The sequence below is a fragment of the Blautia sp. Sow4_E7 genome (assembly GCF_052116245.1).
Lineage (GTDB): Bacteria > Bacillota > Clostridia > Lachnospirales > Lachnospiraceae > Blautia_A.
This window is the reverse complement of the sequence record NZ_JBQKLL010000001.1, coordinates 47,826-67,967: the sequence shown is the minus strand read 5'-3', so window position 1 is coordinate 67,967 and position 20,142 is coordinate 47,826. Positions and strand designations below refer to the sequence as shown.

Annotated in this window: 21 protein-coding genes; 20 read left to right on the top strand and 1 reads right to left on the bottom strand. The window is 42.2% G+C overall.

Going from position 1 to position 20,142, the window contains the following annotated elements:
- The first annotated feature begins 44 nt into the window (after positions 1-44).
- The 11 genes from def (at position 45) to rhuM (ending at position 11,323) form a co-directional block, all read left to right on the top strand.
- On the top strand, positions 45-527 hold the full coding sequence (gene def / locus ACTQ50_RS00315) for a peptide deformylase (RefSeq protein ID WP_295304416.1): 483 nt from the start codon (positions 45-47) through the stop codon (positions 525-527).
- On the top strand, positions 528-1,484 hold the full coding sequence (gene fmt / locus ACTQ50_RS00310) for a methionyl-tRNA formyltransferase (protein ID WP_441482448.1): 957 nt from the start codon (positions 528-530) through the stop codon (positions 1,482-1,484). It abuts the gene before it with no gap.
- A gap of 4 nt (positions 1,485-1,488) precedes the next feature.
- A complete protein-coding gene (locus ACTQ50_RS00305) occupies positions 1,489-2,202 on the top strand; it encodes a zinc metallopeptidase (protein ID WP_441482447.1) in 714 nt (237 codons plus the stop codon).
- On the top strand, positions 2,195-3,544 hold the full coding sequence (gene rsmB, locus ACTQ50_RS00300; RefSeq protein ID WP_441482446.1) for a 16S rRNA (cytosine(967)-C(5))-methyltransferase RsmB: 1,350 nt from the start codon (positions 2,195-2,197) through the stop codon (positions 3,542-3,544). The genes ACTQ50_RS00305 and rsmB overlap by 8 nt, the downstream gene beginning before the upstream one ends.
- A 10-nt stretch (positions 3,545-3,554) precedes the next feature.
- Entirely contained in the window at positions 3,555-4,595 is a 1,041-nt protein-coding gene (rlmN, locus tag ACTQ50_RS00295) for a 23S rRNA (adenine(2503)-C(2))-methyltransferase RlmN (RefSeq protein WP_441482445.1), read from the top strand.
- 27 nt (positions 4,596-4,622) lie between these two features.
- A complete protein-coding gene (locus ACTQ50_RS00290) occupies positions 4,623-5,369 on the top strand; it encodes a Stp1/IreP family PP2C-type Ser/Thr phosphatase (RefSeq protein WP_441482444.1) in 747 nt (248 codons plus the stop codon).
- Complete coding sequence (gene pknB / locus ACTQ50_RS00285; RefSeq protein WP_441482443.1) at positions 5,363-7,612, top strand: Stk1 family PASTA domain-containing Ser/Thr kinase; 2,250 nt, start codon at positions 5,363-5,365, stop codon at positions 7,610-7,612. The genes ACTQ50_RS00290 and pknB overlap by 7 nt, the downstream gene beginning before the upstream one ends.
- Positions 7,613-7,615: 3 nt before the next feature.
- The gene (gene rsgA, locus ACTQ50_RS00280) at positions 7,616-8,494 is read left to right on the top strand and encodes a ribosome small subunit-dependent GTPase A (RefSeq protein ID WP_441482442.1); all 879 of its coding nucleotides are present in this window, start codon (positions 7,616-7,618) and stop codon (positions 8,492-8,494) included.
- Between the two features lie 4 nt (positions 8,495-8,498).
- Positions 8,499-9,170: a ribulose-phosphate 3-epimerase gene (gene rpe / locus ACTQ50_RS00275; RefSeq protein WP_441482441.1), complete on the top strand. Its 672-nt coding sequence runs from the start codon at positions 8,499-8,501 to the stop codon at positions 9,168-9,170.
- A gap of 8 nt (positions 9,171-9,178) precedes the next feature.
- Complete coding sequence (locus ACTQ50_RS00270) at positions 9,179-9,856, top strand: thiamine diphosphokinase (protein WP_441482440.1); 678 nt, start codon at positions 9,179-9,181, stop codon at positions 9,854-9,856.
- A gap of 450 nt (positions 9,857-10,306) precedes the next feature.
- A complete protein-coding gene (gene rhuM, locus ACTQ50_RS00265) occupies positions 10,307-11,323 on the top strand; it encodes a RhuM family protein (RefSeq protein WP_441482439.1) in 1,017 nt (338 codons plus the stop codon).
- A 240-nt stretch (positions 11,324-11,563) separates the two neighbouring features.
- Here the strand turns inward: rhuM and ACTQ50_RS00260 are convergent, their stop codons facing one another.
- Positions 11,564-11,908: a helix-turn-helix domain-containing protein gene (locus tag ACTQ50_RS00260; protein WP_441482438.1), complete on the bottom strand. Its 345-nt coding sequence runs from the start codon at positions 11,906-11,908 to the stop codon at positions 11,564-11,566.
- 129 nt (positions 11,909-12,037) lie between these two features.
- Between ACTQ50_RS00260 and ACTQ50_RS00255 the strand changes: the two genes are divergently transcribed.
- The 9 genes from ACTQ50_RS00255 to rsmH all read left to right on the top strand — a co-directional run bounded on the left by ACTQ50_RS00255 (position 12,038) and on the right by rsmH (position 20,130).
- Positions 12,038-12,886: a hypothetical protein gene (locus ACTQ50_RS00255; protein ID WP_441482437.1), complete on the top strand. Its 849-nt coding sequence runs from the start codon at positions 12,038-12,040 to the stop codon at positions 12,884-12,886.
- Between the two features lie 128 nt (positions 12,887-13,014).
- Positions 13,015-13,698 carry a hypothetical protein gene (locus tag ACTQ50_RS00250; protein ID WP_441482436.1) on the top strand — a complete coding sequence of 228 codons (684 nt, stop codon included), beginning with the start codon at positions 13,015-13,017 and terminating at the stop codon, positions 13,696-13,698.
- 148 nt (positions 13,699-13,846) lie between these two features.
- On the top strand, positions 13,847-14,107 hold the full coding sequence (locus ACTQ50_RS00245) for a hypothetical protein (protein WP_441482435.1): 261 nt from the start codon (positions 13,847-13,849) through the stop codon (positions 14,105-14,107).
- Positions 14,108-14,182: 75 nt separating this feature from the next.
- Positions 14,183-14,386, top strand: a complete 204-nt coding sequence (locus tag ACTQ50_RS00240) for an excisionase (protein ID WP_441482434.1) — start codon at positions 14,183-14,185, stop codon at positions 14,384-14,386.
- Positions 14,387-14,477: 91 nt separating this feature from the next.
- On the top strand, positions 14,478-15,668 hold the full coding sequence (locus ACTQ50_RS00235) for a tyrosine-type recombinase/integrase (RefSeq protein WP_441482433.1): 1,191 nt from the start codon (positions 14,478-14,480) through the stop codon (positions 15,666-15,668).
- A gap of 107 nt (positions 15,669-15,775) precedes the next feature.
- A complete protein-coding gene (ychF, locus tag ACTQ50_RS00230) occupies positions 15,776-16,873 on the top strand; it encodes a redox-regulated ATPase YchF (RefSeq protein ID WP_441482432.1) in 1,098 nt (365 codons plus the stop codon).
- Between the two features lie 90 nt (positions 16,874-16,963).
- Entirely contained in the window at positions 16,964-18,313 is a 1,350-nt protein-coding gene (gene lgt, locus ACTQ50_RS00225) for a prolipoprotein diacylglyceryl transferase (protein WP_441482431.1), read from the top strand.
- A gap of 414 nt (positions 18,314-18,727) precedes the next feature.
- Entirely contained in the window at positions 18,728-19,159 is a 432-nt protein-coding gene (gene mraZ, locus ACTQ50_RS00220) for a division/cell wall cluster transcriptional repressor MraZ (RefSeq protein WP_441482430.1), read from the top strand.
- A 35-nt stretch (positions 19,160-19,194) separates the two neighbouring features.
- A complete protein-coding gene (rsmH, locus tag ACTQ50_RS00215) occupies positions 19,195-20,130 on the top strand; it encodes a 16S rRNA (cytosine(1402)-N(4))-methyltransferase RsmH (protein WP_441482429.1) in 936 nt (311 codons plus the stop codon).
- The last annotated feature ends 12 nt before the right edge of the window (positions 20,131-20,142 follow it).

Sequence of the window (20,142 nt, the reverse complement as noted above, 5' to 3'; positions counted from 1 at the left end):
TTGCTGGTATTTCCAAATTCAAAGATAAAGGAGATAACACAAAGATGGCACTTAGAACAATCAGAACAGAGGGAGATTCCGTTTTGGAAAAGGTCTGCAGACCGGTAGAAAAGATCGACAAGCGTACAAAGGATCTGGTAGGAGATATGCTGGAAACCATGTATGACGCATGTGGTGTTGGTCTTGCTGCTCCTCAGGTGGGAATCCTAAAAAGAATCGTTGTGATCGATATCGGAGACGGTCCGCTTGTTCTTATCAATCCGGAGATCCTTATGACATCCGGTGAGCAGACTGGTGAGGAAGGCTGTTTAAGCGTTCCGGGAATGTCCGGTCAGGTTACCCGTCCAAATTATGTGAAAGTGAAAGCACTTGATATGGATATGAAGGAGCAGACCTACGAGGGTGAGGGACTTCTTGCCCGGGCCTTCTGCCATGAGATCGACCACCTGGATGGAAAAATGTACACTCGTCTGGTTGAAGGTGAATTACATCATGTAAGTTACGATAACGAGGAGGAAGAGGAATAAATGAAAATTGTTTATATGGGAACACCGGATTTTGCGGTGAATCCTCTTCGCGCTCTGGCTGAGGCTGGCTATGAGGTGACAGGCGTTGTAACCCAGCCAGATAAACCAAAGGGCAGAGGCAAGACCATGCTTCCCACTCCGGTAAAGGAAGAAGCTTTGAAGCATGGTTTCCCGGTTTATCAGCCGGTGAAGGTACGTGATCCGGAATTTTTGCAGGTCCTGAAAGAACTGGATCCGGATATTATTGTGGTGGCTGCTTTTGGGCAGATCATTCCCAAGAGCATTCTGGAGCTTCCGAAATATGGCTGCATTAACATCCATGCTTCCCTGCTTCCGAAATACCGCGGTGCTGCTCCAATCCAGCAGGCGGTTATTGACGGGGAAAAGGAATCTGGTGTTACCATTATGAGAATGGGAACCGGCCTTGATACCGGAGATATGATTTCCAAGATCGTAGTGCCCCTTGCAGCTGATGAGACGGGCGGAAGCCTGTTTGACAAGCTGGCAGAAGCCGGAGCAAAGCTTTTGATCGAGACTCTGCCTCATATTTTTGATGGCACAGCAGTCTATGAGAAACAGCCAGAGGAAAGCCCTACCCCATATGCGGGTATGATCACCAAGCAGATGGGACTGATCAATTTCGGAAAGTCCGCTGTGGAGCTGGAGCGACTGGTTCGTGGTTTGAACCCGTGGCCAAGCGCGTTTACTTTCTGGAATGGAAAGACTTTGAAGGTTTGGGAGAGCTTTGTGGTAAAAAGTGAGGAGCTGGATGTACAGTCAGCAGAACCTGGAACAGTAGTGAAAACAGACAAAAAAGGAATTTACGTGGCTTGCGGTGAGGATGTTCTGGTACTTTCACAGGTACAGTTAGAAGGAAAGAAGAGAATGGATGCAGATGCATTCCTTCGCGGATGTCATATAGAAGCCGGAAGCAGATTCACAGATAAAAAGGAGTGATCTTATGTACGGATATGGATATCCTTATGGATTTTATTTTGATCCTACTTATGTGTTGCTGATCATAGGAATGGTGCTGGCACTGGCTGCGTCTGGAAAGATGAAAAGTACGTTTGCCCGTTATCAGCAGGTGCGAAGCCACTCAGGTCTTACGGGAGCCCAGACAGCCCAGCGGATTTTAAGTGCAGCCGGAATTTATGATGTGACCATCGTTCCGATTTCCGGAAGCCTTACAGACCACTATGATCCCAGAACAAAGCGGCTTGCGCTTTCACAGGATGTATATGGAAGAACCTCTGTAGCTGCTGTATGTGTAGCAGCTCATGAGTGCGGTCATGCCATTCAGCATAATGTAAACTATGCACCGCTGAATATCCGTTCAGCTATTGTGCCGGTGGCAAATCTTGGATCTTCCCTTTCCTGGCCGATTTTCGTCCTGGGACTGATCCTTTCCATACCGGCTCTTACTACAGCTGGAATAGTGCTGTTTTCGCTGGCTGTTCTGTTTCAGCTTGTAACACTTCCGGTGGAATTCAATGCTTCCTCAAGAGCTTTAAAAATGCTGGAGAGCACCGGTATCTTAAGCCATGAGGAAAATCAGGGCGCCAGAAAAGTTCTTACCGCAGCAGCTCTTACTTATGTGGCAGCTCTTGCTTCCTCCATTTTGCAGCTGTTGAGACTGATCATACTTTCCGGAGGTAGAAGACGGGATGATTAATGGAGTTAATTCCAGGGAAATGATCCTGGAAATTTTGCTTGAAATTGAAGAGGGCGAGCACAGCCATGTGGCCATCCGCAATGCCCTTTCCAAATACCAGTTCCTTCCCAAACAGGACAGGGCGTTTATTACCCGTGTCTGCGAGGGAACACTGGAATACCGGATCCAGATTGATTATATTATCAATTCCTTTTCCAAGGTAACGGTAGATAAAATGAAGCCTGCTATCCGGGAAATCTTAAGAAGTGCCGTGTACCAGCTGAAATACATGGACAGTGTGCCAGACAGTGCTGTGTGTAATGAGGCTGTGAAGCTGGCGCAGAGAAAGGGCTTTTATAATCTGAAACCTTTTGTAAACGGTGTTCTTCGCACAATTGCACGCGAAATGGATCAGGTACAGTTCCCGAAAAAAGAGGACGACCTTGTGAAATATCTGTCTGTAAAATACTCCATGCCTGAGGTTCTGGTGAACAGATGGCTGGAAGCATACGGGGAGGAGACGACAGAGAAGATCCTTGCTGATTTTCTTACAGAACATCCTCTTACCATCAGATGCCGCACTTACCTGAATTCCAAGGAAGAAATTGTAAAGAGCCTTGAAAGTCAGGGAGTCCAGGTAACACCTGCGCCATATCTGCCTTATGCGTACAGCATTTTCGATTTTAATCATATCCTGGCTCTGGATGCCTTTATCAAAGGTAAGATTGTGGTTCAGGATGTAAGCTCCATGCTGGTTGCAGAGGTTGCCAACCCGAAAAAGGGAGATTATGTCATTGATGTGTGTGCTGCGCCAGGCGGAAAAAGCCTTCACATGGGGGATAAAATGGAAGGCTATGGAACTGTAGATGCCAGGGATGTAAGCCAGTATAAGGTAAACCTGATCGAGGAGAACATCCAGCGTACCAATTCCATCAACGTACAGGCAAGAGTACAGGATGCCACTGTTTTTGACCAGGATTCAGAACTTCTGGCGGATATTGTGATCGCAGATGTGCCATGTTCCGGCTACGGTGTGATCGGTAAGAAACCAGAGATCAAATACCGTGTTACCCCTCAGAAACAGGATGAAATCGTAATTTTACAGAGAACCATTCTGGACCGGGCTGCCAACTATGTAAAGCCAAGGGGAGAGCTGGTTTTCAGTACCTGCACCATTGCAAAAGAAGAAAACGAAGAAAATATGATGTGGTTTTTGAACCATTATCCGTTTAAGCTGGAAAGCCTGGATCCTTATCTCCCAGAGGAACTTCATTCAGAGACAACTGCTCTTGGCTATCTGCAGCTGCTTCCGGGAGTACATAAGACAGACGGATTCTTTATTGCAAAATTCAGAAGAAAATAGGAATAAAAATATGACAGACATTAAGTCTATGAACAAAGAAGAGTTGAAAAATCTCATGACCGAACTGGGAGAAAAGCCTTTTCGGGCAAAGCAGATTTACAGCTGGCTTCATGAACATCTGGTAACATCCTATGATGAGATGGGAAATATACCAGGCAAATTAAAGGAAAAATTAAAAGATTATCCCATTGCAGCCCTGGAAATGGTAGATGAGCAGATTTCAGCTATTGACGGCACAAGAAAATATCTGTTCCGCCTTTCTGATGGAAATGTGATCGAGAGTGTTCTCATGCGTTATAAACATGGAAACTCTGTGTGCATTTCTTCTCAGGTTGGCTGTAAAATGGGCTGTCGTTTCTGTGCTTCCACCATTGGCGGCTGGACCAGAAACCTTCTTCCTTCCGAAATGCTGGATCAGATTTACCGCATCCAGAGCATTACCGGGGAGCGGGTATCCAATGTGGTAGTGATGGGAACTGGTGAGCCTATGGATAATTACGATAATATTGTACGGTTTGTGCATCTGCTTTCTGACGAAGGCGGTCTTAACATCAGCCAGAGGAATATCACCGTATCCACTTGCGGAATTGTTCCGAAAATTTATGAGCTTGCAAAGGAAAAGCTGCAGATCACTCTTGCCTTATCCCTGCATGCTCCAAATGATGAAAAGAGACGGGAACTTATGCCTATCGCACAGCGTTACAGCATGGATGAGGTCCTGGACGCCTGTCGGAATTATTTCCAGGAAACTGGCAGGAGAATTACTTTTGAATACAGTCTTGTGGCTGGTGTTAATGACAGTGATGAGGACGCAAGGGAGCTGAGCAGCAGGATCCATGACATTAACTGTCATGTAAATCTGATCCCGGTAAACCCTATTAAGGAGCGTTCTTACCGGCGTTCTACACACCAGGCTGTGGAGAATTTTAAAATAAAACTTGAAAAATGCGGAATTAATGTTACTATTAGAAGGGAAATGGGCAGTGATATAGACGGTGCCTGTGGACAATTACGAAAAAGCTATATGGAAAAAAGTTACGATCCGCAGTAACGAAAAGGACAGAAAGCGAGAAGTGACATGAGGGTATATTCAGCTACGAATATAGGAATGAAGCGGAAGATGAACCAGGATTATGTGTTCGCTTCCAATGACCCGGTTGGAAATCTCCCCAATCTTTTTGCAGTTGCTGATGGAATGGGAGGGCACAATGCAGGTGATTATGCTTCCTCTCACGCTGTCAGGATACTGGTAGATGAAATCAGGGAGGATACGGATTATAATCCTGTAAAGGTAATCCGTCATGGCATTGAGACTGCGAACACAGAGATTATAGAACAGGCACAGAAGGACGAAAAGCTTCGTGGAATGGGAACTACCATGGTAGTAGCCACCATCGTAGGCCAGTATGCCTATGTTGCCAATGTGGGAGACAGCAGACTGTATGTGGTTGACAAACAACTCCGGCAGGTTACCAGAGACCATTCATTGGTTCAAGAAATGGTAAGAATGGGCGAGATCACTGCTGAGGAGGCAAGAAACCATCCGGATAAGAATATTATCACCAGAGCTCTGGGAGCAGAGAAAACCATAGATGTGGATTTCTTTGATATGCGTCTGGAACCAGGAAGCACGATCCTGATGTGTTCCGATGGTCTCAGTAATATGGTGGAAGACAAAAAAATGGAAGAAATCATATTGAATTCTGATGAGGATATTACCTGGAAGGGCGATACTCTTATACAGGAAGCCAACAACAACGGCGGCAAGGATAACATTGCGATCATATTGATAGAACCATTCACGAATGAGGTGGAAACATGTTAAAGACAGGTATGATTATAGCGGAACGCTATGAAATTGTAAGTAAAATCGGTACCGGCGGAATGGCGGACGTATACAAGGCAATGGACCATAAACTGAATCGTTTTGTTGCGGTTAAGGTTCTGAAGCCGGAATTCAGAGAGGATGCTACTTTTGTAAAGAAATTCAGAAGTGAAGCCCAGGCAGCAGCAGGCCTTACTCATCCAAATATTGTAAATGTATTTGACGTAGGAGATGATGAGGGCGTTTATTATATTGTAATGGAGCTGATCGAGGGAATTACCCTGAAGGAGTATATTTCCAAGAAGGGTAAGCTTTCTGTAAAAGAAGCTACCAGTATTGCCATTCAGGTATCTATGGGACTGGAGGCTGCACATAGCCACGGAATTGTACATCGTGATGTGAAGCCGCAGAACATTATTATTTCTACAGATGGCAAGGTGAAGGTAACAGACTTCGGAATTGCCAGAGCTGCATCTTCCAATACGATCAGCTCCAATGTTATGGGCTCTGTACATTACAGCTCACCGGAGCAGGTAAGAGGCGGATACAGCGACGAGAAGAGTGATATTTACTCTCTTGGTATCACCTTGTATGAGATGGTAACGGGACGTGTACCTTTTGACGGAGATACTACAGTTGCCATTGCGATCAAGCATCTTCAGGAGGAAATGGTACCGCCAAGTGTATATTCACCAGATCTTCCATACAGCCTGGAACAGATCATTATGAAATGTACCCAGAAGAGTGTGGACCGCAGATACAATAAGATGGAGGACGTGATCGCAGATCTGAAGCATTCGCTGATCGATCCACAGGGCGATTTCGTAAAGCTGACCTCAGTAGATACAGAGGCAAAGACCGTTGTGATCTCAGATGAAGAGCTTGGAGAGATCAAGCATACTCCAAAGCAGACCGTCAAACCGGATATCGAGGCTCTTGAAAAAGAGTTGAATGAGACCAATTATGATGACGATGATTATGACTATGACGAGGATGAGAAGCCGGAACGTTCCCGCAAGAGCAGAGAACGGGAGCGGGACAGAGAGCGTGAGGACAGAGAGAGACGCATTAAGAAACAGAAAAGGGGCGTCAGCGTAGCTGGAAGCATTATTGCACTGATTGTGGGCGCAGCAGTTCTTATTGCAGTAATCCTTGTAGTTGGAAAAGCAGCAGGTCTGATCGGTGGAGACAGTAAGAACGATACCGGCAGCCAGCAGGAGCAGCAGGCTGCAGATACCACACAGAGCAGCGAGGATGACGGAATGGTCTCTGCACCAGATCTGATCGGCAAAACTGAGGCAGAAGCTCAGGAACTTTGTGCATCCTTAAATATTGGAATGAGCTATAAAGGTGAAGAGGCTTCCACACAGGAAAAAGGCAATATTTCTTCCCAGGATCCTGTAGAGGGAACACAGATCGCTAAAAATTCTACAATCAACTATTATGTAAGTAAAGGCTCTGAGCAGATCACAATGCCAGATCTGTTTGGACAAAATGGTGCCACAGCACAGGAAACTCTGGAAAGCCAGGGCGTAACCGTCCAGATCAATAAGATTTATCCAGATGAAGACAGCAGTTCTTCTGTGGATATCGGATGTGTTCTGGATACTGACCCAGCAGCAGGAAGTACTGTAAAGGCTGGAGATACCGTTACTCTTACTATCAGCCGTGGCATTAACTATGGCGACAGTGTCCAGGTTCCGGATGTAACTGGCCTGGAGAAAAACGAGGCAATTGCAAAGCTTGGCAAATTCATTAATATCAATGTAGAGCAGCAGATGAGTACAGAGGTTGCAGAAGGAACTGTTATTTCTCAGGATCCGATCGGATTTACAGATGATGATCCTGTATATGCAGATCCGGATCAGGATACCATTACCATTACCGTAAGCAGCGGCAGCCAGGATCCATCCGCATCAGAGAGCACATCTGATACACAGAGCTCTTCCACAGATACTTCCCAGGCAGTGGCAAACGGCGAAGTATGGAAGTGTACACAGAGACTGAACACACCGACCGGATATAATGGCGGTCTGATCAGACTGGAGCTGGTTCAGGAAGTGGATGGAGTTCCAACGGCAAGCACTGTTGTAGACGGACAGCAGCTTACATTCCCATATCAGCTGGATATCACAGGCGCACCTGGAGTGGCTGAGGGAACCTTATATCTGTCTGAACAGCAGTCTGACGGAAGCTATCAGGAACTTGGTCATTATCCTCTTACTTTTGAGAAAGCAGAGTAATCCATGCAGGGAAAGATCATTAAAGGAATTGCAGGTTTTTATTATATCTATGCAGAAGACGGCAATGTTTACGAATGCAAAGCCAAGGGAATTTTCCGAAAGGACAATTTTAAGCCACTGGTAGGAGATAATGTGGAGATCACAGTTCTGGACGAGGAGAAGAAGGAGGGCAGTGTGACTGCCATCCTTCCCCGCCGGAATTCCCTGATCCGTCCCGCTGTGGCTAATGTAGACCAGGCATTTGTGATTTTTGCAATGGAGAATCCCAAACCTAATTTCCTTCTTCTGGATCGGTTTCTGATCATGATGGAGCAGCAGGGAATTCCTGCTGTTATCTGTTTTAACAAGAAAGATCTGGGAGAGAAGGAAGAACTGGAACTGTTGTATGAAACCTATACAGGATGTGGATATCAGGTGATCCTTTCCAGTACCTATGAGGGAGAAGGAATTGACCAGATCCGTCAGGTCCTGAAGGGAAAGACAACAGTAGTTGCCGGACCCTCCGGGGTAGGAAAATCTTCCATCACCAACTGTATGCAGGGTGAAGTGCAGATGGAGACCGGTGAGATCAGCAAAAAGCTGAAGCGAGGCAAGCACACTACCAGACATTCCCAGGTGATTCCAGTAGAAAAGGATACTTTTCTGGTGGACACTCCGGGATTTTCTTCTTTATATCTAACAGATATGGAAGAAGGAGAACTTCGGGATTATTTCCCGGAATTTGTGAAATATGAGCCGCAGTGCCGCTTTCAGGGATGCATGCACATCCATGAACCGGATTGTGCCGTGAAGGAAGCTCTGGCAGAAGGAAAAATCAGCCAGCTGCGGTACGATGACTATCTGGCATTATATGAGGAATTAAAAGAGAAAAGGAGATACTAAAACTATGTATCAGCTATGCCCTTCCATTTTATCAGCGGATTTTAACCGCCTGGGCGAACAGATCAAAATTCTTGAAAACGAAGGAGTTAAGTGGCTCCACATTGATGTTATGGATGGTGATTTTGTGCCAAGCATTTCTTTTGGAATGCCGGTGATCAAATCAATCCGTAAAGAATCCAAGATGTTTTTTGATGTTCATCTTATGGTGACAGAGCCGGAAAGATACATTCAGGATTTTGTAGACTGTGGTGCAGATTCCATTACCGTTCACGCAGAAGCCTGCGAGGATCTGGAACGGACCATAGAGCGTATCAAGGATGCAGGTGTGAAGGTTGGAGTTTCCATTAAACCTGCTACTCCGGTAAATGATATCAGCCACATGCTTGAGGATGTGGATATGGTTCTGGTAATGACTGTACAGCCAGGCTTTGGCGGACAGAAATATATGGATGAGTGTACAGAGAAGATTCAGGAGCTGAAGGAACTGATCGACAAAGAGAATCTGAGTGTGGATATTGAGGTTGACGGTGGAATCAACGGAGATACCCTGGAAACGGTTATGAAGGCTGGCGCCAACATTTTTGTTGCCGGATCCTGGGTGTTTGGCGGGGATATTGCAGAAAATGTACGTCACATTCAGAAAGAGATCGAAGAAATCGGCGACCAGATCGAGTGAGAGATAGCATGATAGATACAGTAATCGTAAGCGGGGGCATGATCCAGAAAGATTTTGCCCTCGATTTTATAAAAAAAATAGAAAAAGAGAGAAATGGGGAGAAGCTGCTTTTACTGGCGGCTGACAGAGGCCTGGATTTCTTCCGGGAAACAGGGCTTACCCCAGACATTGCAGATGGGGATTTCGACAGCTTGTCCAGGGAAGGAAAAGCTTATCTGGAGAGTCTTTCTGGTACCGAAATTGTAAAATTGAATCCGGAAAAGGATGATACGGATACCCAGTCTACCTTAAATCTTGCAATTGGAAAAGGTGCAAAGAACATCCTGATCCTTGGGGCAACCGGCGGAAGGCTGGACCATTTTATTGGAAACATGGGACTTCTGCAGTATGGTAGAAAAAAAGGTGTTCATGTGATCCTGGCAGATGCGCAGAATTATATCTGCCTTGTGGAAAACGGACATATTATCCGAAAAGATACACAGTTCGGAAAATATGTTTCCTTTTTTGCCGCTGGAGAAACAGTGGAAGGCCTTACCCTGAAGGGATTCAAATATCCACTGGATCATTACCGTCTTACTCCGGACAATTGCGGACTCACTGTCAGCAACGAGATTCAGGAGGAACAGGCACAGGTGCTTTATGAAAAGGGCAGTCTTCTTATGATCATGTCCAGAGATCTGAAATAGTTACTGTCTGTGACCTGACCAGTAACCTGAAATAACCATTATATTGCAAAATAAGGGGCTGGAAATATATCACATTTTCGCTGTTTGTGTTATAATAACAAAAAATGGCGTAAAATTGGCGTAGAGAAATATTAGCGGATTGTTATGTTACGAAAGAAAAACACTTCATATTTTGAGAGAATATGAGGTGTTTTTTCAATATATGAAATATTAATATGTTAGATATGAATTCAGAGGCGAGCAGTAGTTATAAGGCGGTTATTCGGACGAATGAGCCAGTATAATTTAATTGAGGATATTTTCCACCATGACAGTCTGATTTTTTCATCTAGGTTAGATTAGGAGCCAGAAAATTTTTTTTATCGGTTAAGGTGACGAGATGGACTGGATTGGAAAAGTGCGATAAAATGAGTAATAGATACATCACCATAAAATATTTTTTATTGGTTAATGGCAGTTGTAGTAGGTAGTGTTGTAGGCAAAAGATTATATATATTGTACATTGTGAAGAAGGGAAAATGGGTGAAGGATATGGAAAATGATATCGTTTTATTTATGGATGGAAATATACAATTAGAAGTTCCAGTATCCCGAGATGGAGAATCGGTATGGCTATCTGCTAATCAAATGGCTGTTCTGTTTGAAAAGGATGAAACGAATATCAGAAAGCACGTAAATAATATTTTTAGGTCTTCAGAAGTGGATAAAGATAACAACACGCAAAAAATGCGTGTTGATGGAGTAAAGCAGCCAGTTGCATTTTATTCTTTGGACGTAATTTTAGCAGTTGGATATAGAGTAAATTCACAAAGAGGTATAGCTTTTAGAAAATGGGCAAATAATATTCTTAAACAGTTTATTTTGAAAGGTTATGCTATTAATGAGAAGCGTCTCCAGGCACTCAGAAAAACAGTCGATATTCAGTCAAGGATGCTTGCAGATGCACTTAACATAGAGGAGAAAGATGTGCTTAGAGCTGTAAATGAATATACAGATGCATTAATTCTTCTGGATCAATATGACCACCAGGCATTAAGTAAGCCAGTGGGAAGCCCCCCAGTGTACCGAATTACTTATGAAGAGTGTGTTCAAATGGTTGGTCAAATGAAGGATTCTTTCGATACAGATGTATTTGGCGTAGAAAAAGAGTCAGGTAAGGTAGAAGGAATTATTGCTGCGGTTTACCAAAGTGTATTTGGACAGGACGCATATCCGTCCTTAGAAGAGAAAGCGGCTAATCTATTGTACTTTATGATAAAAGACCATCCATATGCAGATGGATGTAAAAGAATCGCAGCCTCATTATTTTTGGAATTTTTGGACAAGAACAATGCATTGTTTCAAAATGGAGAAAAGAGACTCAGTGATGGAACTCTGGTAGCAATCACGCTAATGATTGCTGAATCAAAAGCAGAAGAGAAAGATGTCATGGTAAAATTGGTAATGAATCTGTTGAAGCTGAAATGATATTTCATTGTCTTATAACAGGTTCTAAGGCGGTTATTCGAGCGAATGAGCTAGTGTAATTTAATTAAGAATTTTTTCCCTACATGACAGTCTGTTTTTTCATCTAGGTTAGATGTTCTGTATTTAAAGCATCACACAGAAGGTTTCAGTATAAGCTAAAAAAACAGAGAGACAGTGTCTGTTCGGTATGGATATATGTAAGGTGATGTAAAAATTTTCTGAAATATGTCCATGTAATGTTTATGAATGTCTTTTTTGTTGTTCTTTTATCTTTGTATGGTATTTCATCAGAACTTTGCTTTGGTCTATACAGATATATTGCTGTTCTACGGTTAGAGAACGAAATACTCTTAACAATTCAATTTCAAGTGGGGAATTGATAGAATCGGTAGAATGTCCAAGTAAATAATCTATAGACACATTAAAGTAATCTGCAAGTTGTTTTAATGTAGAAAAATCGGGCTCTCTGGAACCTTGAACATAACTTCCTAATGTGGATGGAGCAAGATGTAACTGTTTTGCCAGTTCTTTTTGAGTTAGGTCATTTTCCTCAATAAGCATTCGTAAAGTATTGCTAAAATCCATGTAGTGCACCTCCTAGATACATACTAAAGGAAGATGTCGAGAAAAGTAGAAACAAACTCAAAATGAGTTGATAATACACAAAATGTGTTCTACCATGAACATATATAAAATCTTGAAGGAGGGCGTGAAATGGTAAGAACTATTAAAGAAGTAAGTGGCATTATTAGCGAAATTGATAATTCTTTAAGAACTGAATTGTTGGTGGAAAACGGAACTGTTAATCCTAAGAAGTTATGGGAAAATACATACATGAAACATCAGATTGATAATAGAGTTAATCAGAAATCATTTTCCTTAACAGACCATGTAAGGGCTATGGTTTACTCTATGTTAAGTTCTTCTGTTGCATGGGAGCGTATGGAGCCTGGAATAGACGTAGAAACAGGAATGATTCTTCCAGTGGAAGATGTATTCAATCAGTTTGATGTAAATTATATTTTATCCTGTGAGCCTAATGAGATTAGCGAAAAAATTATTGTATTGGGATATGGAAGCCAGAGTACAAGAAAACAGATGGCTGCTTTGATACAGAAGAATATTCCTAAATTACAGGAATTAGAGAAAGAGCATGGAAGCATTGATGGCTGTTATCAGAAATTGATTGAAAAAGACCCTACTAAACAATTGCTGATTTATAAATTAGCTACTCCTGGCAGTGAATTAAAAATGACACAGATGGGGGAGGCACTGATTGCTGAATATTTACGTAATGTGGGATATGATATGGCAAAACCAGACAGACATATCAGAAGAATTCTGGGAAGTGAAATTCTGGGCTGTTCAGAGGAAGTGATTGTTCCGCTTTATGAAGCAATGAATATTATTGATGAAATTGCAAAAGAACTGCATAAATGTTCTGCGGAGATAGATTTTATTTTATGGTCTTATTGTGCAAAAGGATATGGAGAAATCTGTACTAAGAGGAATCCTAAATGTAATTCGTGCGTAGCCAAAAAGAATTGTAATACAGTAGAATGATAATTTTTAAAGATAATATGGAATTTTGGGGGATAAAAGAAAACATCTCTTTTTCTTTATAAAAATTCAAAAAGAAAAATACCTGTAAACAGAAAAAAGAGGTAAAACAAGGACTAGGAGGGCTTTAAATGGACGAAATGAATTTATATTTAATTTATCGGTATTATGATATAAGAAAAACAGATACTGCTAATGATGTTATTTTTAAATGTGCCAGAAAGTCCTATAGAGAGTTTTGGCGAAGAGTTGTTTTGAAAAATAAAGTCAGTATAGATCAAAAAAATGATATTGAACAGGAAATTGAAAATCTGTTATGCTGTAGAATCCCAGCTTTACTTGAAACAAAAAGCCAGAAAGAATTTGATGAACAGCATAATGAGATCTGTTTGGAAATTCTTCAGTGTTATAAAAATGTTGGAAATGTTGCTTACGGAATCGCACAGCGGTGGCTGAATCAAACATTGTTGAATTTGGTTATTATTGAATCAAATTTAAAAACAAAGTATTGGAATATTGATAGTGCAAGGAAGTGGTTTCATGTTCCAGTAGATAATACCACCATAGAAGCTGCAACTTCTAAAAATACAGACAGGTTTCTCAATGGGCTGAATTTACAATGTGCGCCGTTAAAACATGATTTAGGAGAAAATGTTAAGACAAGCTGGTTTAGGCTTGAAAAAATGCAGCCGTTTGAATTGTGGACATATGAAGAATATATTAATTTTCAGAAAGAGTTGCGCGAAAGCATAAAAGGAAAAGAATATAAAGACACTGTTGAGTGGTTTCTGAGCGTTATGCTGGAGGGTCGCTGATGGATGTTTATAGGCTTATCAATTCTACTGACATTTCAAGTTATTTACGAGAAATAAATTATTCTTTTACAGTTCCAGAAATTGCATTTTTTATATATCAGAGCAATAATATTTCACTAAATGAAAAAATAAAATAATGGGGTAATAAATGAATAACGTGATAGAAGTACAAAAGCCAACTAAGGGGCTATTTTGGCTTATAGATGGTGAACTGCTGGCGATTCCTTTTGATAAGGGAAAATATTTAAATGCAGTTGCGAAATCGGGAGATACATATGTCCATAAATATTTATGGAAAGAGATTTCTCATTCGAAAGCCCCATATAATTACTATCCAAGAGGAAGAGTGGAAATAAACAAGTCTGGAAAAGAGATTATTTATATGAACTCTAATATTGGGATTGGTTAACAATGGTGGTGGTGGTCATAATGGTGACGAGTTACCAGATGATGTAGAATTTTAAAATAAAAGGAGTTTGTGTTAATGAGTGGAACTGAACATTTAACGATTCCACAAAAGATAAATCTCACAATACGAGAAGCTGCTGAGTATTCCAATATTGGGATAAACAAAATTGACGAACTTTTAAAAGAACCAGGTTGTTCCTTTGTATTATATGTGGGAACTAAGAAATTGGTAAAGAGGGAAGCTTTTGAGAAATTCTTGAAAAAAGAAATTGAAATATAAAAATTTTCAATAATTAATTGAAGGAAAGTACCTGATGTGATAGAATCAAATATTGTATCAGGTACTTTCTCATCTAAGGAGATACTGATACATGGGAAAAGATTTAAAAGGTCGTGAATGTGGGAAGGGTCTATCACAAAGAAGTAATGGTAGATATTCAGCCAGATTTGTAAGTAAATCGGGTAAACGTCTTGAAAAATATTTCTCTAAATTAGCTGAAGCAAAAAAATGGCTGGCAGATACACAGTACGAAGACAGACATAAAGAATTAGGTACTACTTCGGATATGAAAGTTGATGACTGGTTTAATTACTGGCAAGAGAATATTATTAAGGATTTAGCTCCAAATACAAGACGAAATTATCAAGAACGATATGATAAAAATATCAAGCCATTCATAGGCAATATGTGCATATCTGATGTACGTCCAATGCATTGTAAAAAAGTTCTCAATAAAATGGAAGAAAAATATGCAGGCTCAACTATTAAACAGACTTATATCACAATGGGAACAATGTTTAAGTCAGCAGTGAGAAACGACATAATCGAAAAACATCCTATGGATGATGTGTATACGAAAAAGCCTATTAAGAAAGCAAGCAACCATAGAATTCTGACAGTTGAAGAACAGAAAAGATTTTTGCAAGTTGCAAAGAAAACTCATAATTACAGGCAATATGCATTGATACTAGAAACCGGTTTGCGTACAGGGGAATTGATTGGTCTAACTTGGGACGCAGTTGATTTTGAAAAACGTACTTTAACGGTAAATAAGACTCTAGAGTATAGATATACAAATCAATGTTGGAGAGCTGGTTGTACCAAAACCCCAAATAGTTATAGAACTATTCCACTGACAAACAATGCATATAACATTTTGAAGGAATTATATGAAATTCGTGACAAGCAGAAAAAGTCAATAGAATTATCACAAAAATTACCATATTTAGACCGAAGAAGCGGCAAACAAGAGTTTCTTGATATGGAAGATTTAGTGTTCATAAATTTCAGAACTGGATTGCCTACCAAGAATAGTTCATATGATTCGCATTTATATAAGCTGTGCGATCAGGCTGGACTAGAACATTTTTCAATGCACACATTAAGACATACATTCGCTACCAGGGCTATAGAACAGGGAGTATCACCAAAAGTTCTACAGAAATTTCTGGGACATGAGAAAATAACAACGACAATGGATACATATGTACATGTTACAGATGATTCCATGTTAAGTGCAATAAAACAATTAGAAAATAATAATATTGGGGTAGATATATGATATTTTCGCCTTTTGTGCTATAATGGCGTAAAGATGGCGTAGAAATGGCGTAAAAATGGCGTAGAGAAATGTCAGACGCCCCTAAAAATAAGGAGAAATAGGATAAAATGAAATTAGGTATTGTTGGATTACCAAATGTAGGAAAAAGTACACTTTTTAACTCTCTGACAAAGGCTGGCGCAGAATCTGCCAACTATCCGTTCTGTACCATTGACCCTAACGTGGGAGTTGTTACGGTGCCGGATGAGAGACTTGCGCTGCTTGGAGATTTTTATCATTCCAAGAAGGTGACACCGGCTGTTATTGAGTTCGTAGATATTGCTGGTCTTGTAAAGGGCGCTTCTAAGGGTGAAGGTCTTGGAAACCAGTTCCTTGCAAATATACGTGAGGTTGATGCCATTGTTCACGTGGTTCGCTGTTTCGAGGATACCAATGTAATCCATGTAGACGGAAGCATTGACCCGATCCGTGATATTGAGACCATCAACCTGGAACTGATCTTCTCTGACCTGGAGATCCTGGAGAGAAGAATTGCCAAGGTTACCAAGACTGCCCGTATGGATAAAGAAGCTGCCAAAGAGCTTGATTTCCTTCAGAAGATCAAGAAATGGCTGGAAGATGGCAAGATGGCTATCACCATGGAACTGGAGAATGAGGATGAGGAAGCCTGGATGGGAACCTATAATCTGCTCACCCAGAAACCGGTTATCTATGCGGCAAATGTTGCAGAGGACGATCTTGCAAATGATGGTGCTGACAATGCACATGTACAGGCCGTCAGAAAATACGCTACTGAGCAGAATAGTGAGATTTTCGTAATCTGTGCCCAGATCGAGGAAGAGATTTCCGAGCTGGACGAGGATGAGAGAAAAATGTTCCTGGAGGATCTGGGACTTAAGGAATCCGGTCTTGAGAAGCTGGTAAAGGCAAGCTATCATCTGCTTGGCCTTATGAGTTTCCTTACTTCCGGAGAGGATGAGACAAGAGCATGGACCATCAAGATCGGAACAAAGGCACCACAGGCTGCTGGTAAGATCCATTCTGATTTTGAGCGTGGTTTCATTAAAGCGGAAGTGGTAAATTATCAGGATCTTCTGGACTGCGGCTCCTACGCAGGTGCAAGAGAGAAAGGTCTGGTAAGAATGGAAGGAAAGGATTACGTAGTGCAGGATGGCGATGTGATCTTATTCCGTTTTAATGTATAAAAGGAAACTAAGAGATATATGGAAGCGGCGCTTTCTTTGAAAATACGGGAAGGCCCATTTTCATCAGAATGAAACAGAGGGATAGCATAGATGTCAATTCAGTTTCCAAATCTGGGGATAAACCTGGATTATGTAGGAAAATCCATTCAAATATTTGGATTCGAAATTACATTCTTTGGCTTTATAATAGCTCTGGGAATGCTTCTGGGACTGGAATTTGTAATTCTGGAAGCGAAGCGGTGCGGCGAGAATAAAGATGAATATCTGGAGATGGTGATCATTTCCCTGCTTTTCGGTGTGATCGGAGCCAGATTGCTTTACGTGGCCTGCTCCTGGAATCTTTATAAAGGCAATATCGTGCAGATTTTCAATATCAGAAATGGCGGCCTTTGCTTTTATGGCGGTCTGTTCGGCGGAATGCTGGGCGCAGCAATTTACTGTGGTGTGCGCAGAAAACCGTTTATGCAGATGGCAGATACTGCCAGTATGGGAATCATTGTAGCGCAGATAATAGGAAGGTGGGGGGATTTCTTTAACAGGGAATCCTTCGGAGAGTATACAAACAGTATATTTGCAATGCAGCTTCCCTTATCCGCTGTACGTTCCAGTGAAGTGACCTCTGCCATGAGAGAAAATCTGGAAACCATAGGAGGTACATCTTATATTCAGGTACATCCCACATTTTTCTATGAAAGCGCATGGTGTCTGCTTTTATTTCTGCTGATGCTGGTGTGGAAACGGAAAAAGCGTTTTCAGGGACAGGTGTTTCTCAGATATCTGGCAGGATATGGACTGGGAAGGTTTGTGATCGAGTATCTTCGAACAGACAAGCTTCTGATTCCAGGCACTTCCATTGGAATTTCCCAGTTGATCTCAGCGGCACTGTTTTTGATCTGTGCGCTGGTTGCTGCCGTGGAAGGGACTATGGCGAAGAAGCGGGCTGCAAGGCGCAGACGCAGGAGAGAACAGGACTATGAAGCACAGGAAAGAGCTGCCAGAGAGGCGGAAGCAGAAGAATACAGGGATCGGCTCAGGCTGGAGAGGGCTTTTGCAGATGAAAAAGCCGGTGAAGTGCCAGAAGCGTATTCAGGAAATACAGCGGTTTATGAAAGTGCTCCGGAAGAAGAAAGGGAAGATACTTCCCCTGTGGAGGAAGACGCTTCAGCTGAAATATATCAGGATGAAGAAGTCCCTGAAGAAACTGCAGAGGATGAAAGCCCGGATGGGAATGGTTATGAAGAGGAAAGTCCAGAAGAAATTTCGGAGGACGAAGCTTTACCGGAATCTGAAGAGCCAGCGCAGCCAGTGGAAGACGTTGTCAGTACTTCTGAGAAAGAAACTGCTACTGCAAAGAATCCATCATTTTCAGAAGATGATGAATGGCTGTATAGCAAGCCGCGGCGATTTGCTAAAAAACCTGCCGATCAGCAGGAAGATTGATCATATGATAGCCAGATATGTGAATCTGGGTTAAAAAAGCGTCACTTTGGTGGGGATGATCCCACGAAAGTGACGCTTTTTGCGGTACAGTGGGCTTGCATGTGAACAAGGCGACTGCAAATGAAGTTTTTTTCTGGTACTTCCCTTCCGTTTTTTTCTATAATAATGTGGAAAAAGCCGTCGCAGAAATCCTTTTTTGTGGAAAGCGTAAGGAGTTTGTAACAGAATTATGTAATTTAATTCATAATTTCCCACTTGTAATTTGTGCACAAATGGGTTAGAATGGTTGCATAAGTGGTAGGAAGTGGAGAAAAGTGGTGACAAATGGGGACGAAGTGGCAGAACTTCCATTTGTTTCCAGTCATGAGATACGAGGGGGAGACTCGTATTTCACGAGAGTAGGTGAGTTTTTTTATGTTCATGGGTGAGTACAATCATACAATCGACGCGAAGGGGCGTTTGATTATCCCGGCGAAATTCAGGGAACCCTTAGGTGAGGAATTTGTTCTGACCAGAGGGCTTGATGGTTGTCTCTACATTTATCCGATGGATGAATGGGAAGCCTTTGAAGAGAAGCTCAGAGCATTACCACTTACAAATAAAGACGCGAGAGCCTTTTCGCGATTCTTTGTAGCAGGCGCCACCACATGTGAACTGGACAAGCAGGGGAGAATTCTCGTACCACAGACGCTGCGCGAATTCGCTGGTCTGGAGAAGGATGTGATCCTGGCAGGAAACTTAGGCCGGGTGGAAGTCTGGAGCAAGGAGAAATGGAGCGAAAACTGCGATTATGACGATATGGACAGCATTGCTACCGGCATGGAGAACATGGGAATCGTCATTTGAGCATAGAATAAGCGAATATCCAACAGGAGACGGAAATGGAATTTAAACACAAATCTGTATTACTGGACGAGACCGTTGGTGGACTTAATGTGAAGCCGGATGGAATCTACGTGGATGGCACTTTGGGCGGCGCAGGACATGCCATAGAGGTATGCAGGAAACTTTCTGCCAAGGGGAGATTTATTGGTATAGATCAAGACCAGGATGCGATAATTGCTGCGAGTGAACGGCTTGCCGCCTTTGACCAGGTGACAATCATTCGCAGCAATTATTGTTACATGGTACAGGAACTTGCCGCAAGGGGAATTCACAAGGTTGACGGCATTGTTCTGGATCTGGGAGTATCCTCATATCAGCTGGACAATGAAGAACGTGGATTTACCTACCGGGTAGATGCACCTCTTGACATGCGCATGGATCAGAGACAGACGCAGACAGCCAGTGACATTGTTAACGGTTATGAAGAAAGAGAACTGTATCGCATTATCCGCGATTACGGTGAAGATAAATTTGCGAAAAATATCGCGAAACATATAGTAGCAGCAAGACAGCAGGCCCCCATTATGACAACTGGCCAGCTTACCCAGATCATCCGGGAATCCATTCCTATGAAAATACAGGCAGCGGGAGGTCATCCTGCCAAGCGTACTTTCCAGGCAATCCGGATCGAGCTGAATAAGGAACTGGATGTGCTTCGGGATTCCTTAGATGGAATGATCGATCTTCTGGATGATGGCGGAAGGCTTTGCATTATTACGTTCCATTCATTGGAAGACCGAATTGTTAAGACAATTTTCCGAAAGAATGAGAACCCGTGTACCTGTCCTCCGGATTTTCCGGTCTGTGTGTGCGGGAAGAAATCCAAGGGGAGAGTCATCACAAGGAAACCAATTCTTCCAAGTGATGAAGAAATGGAAGAGAATCCGCGTTCTAAGAGCGCTAAACTTAGAATTTTTGAAAGAAGACTTTAAAAGAAGGGTAAA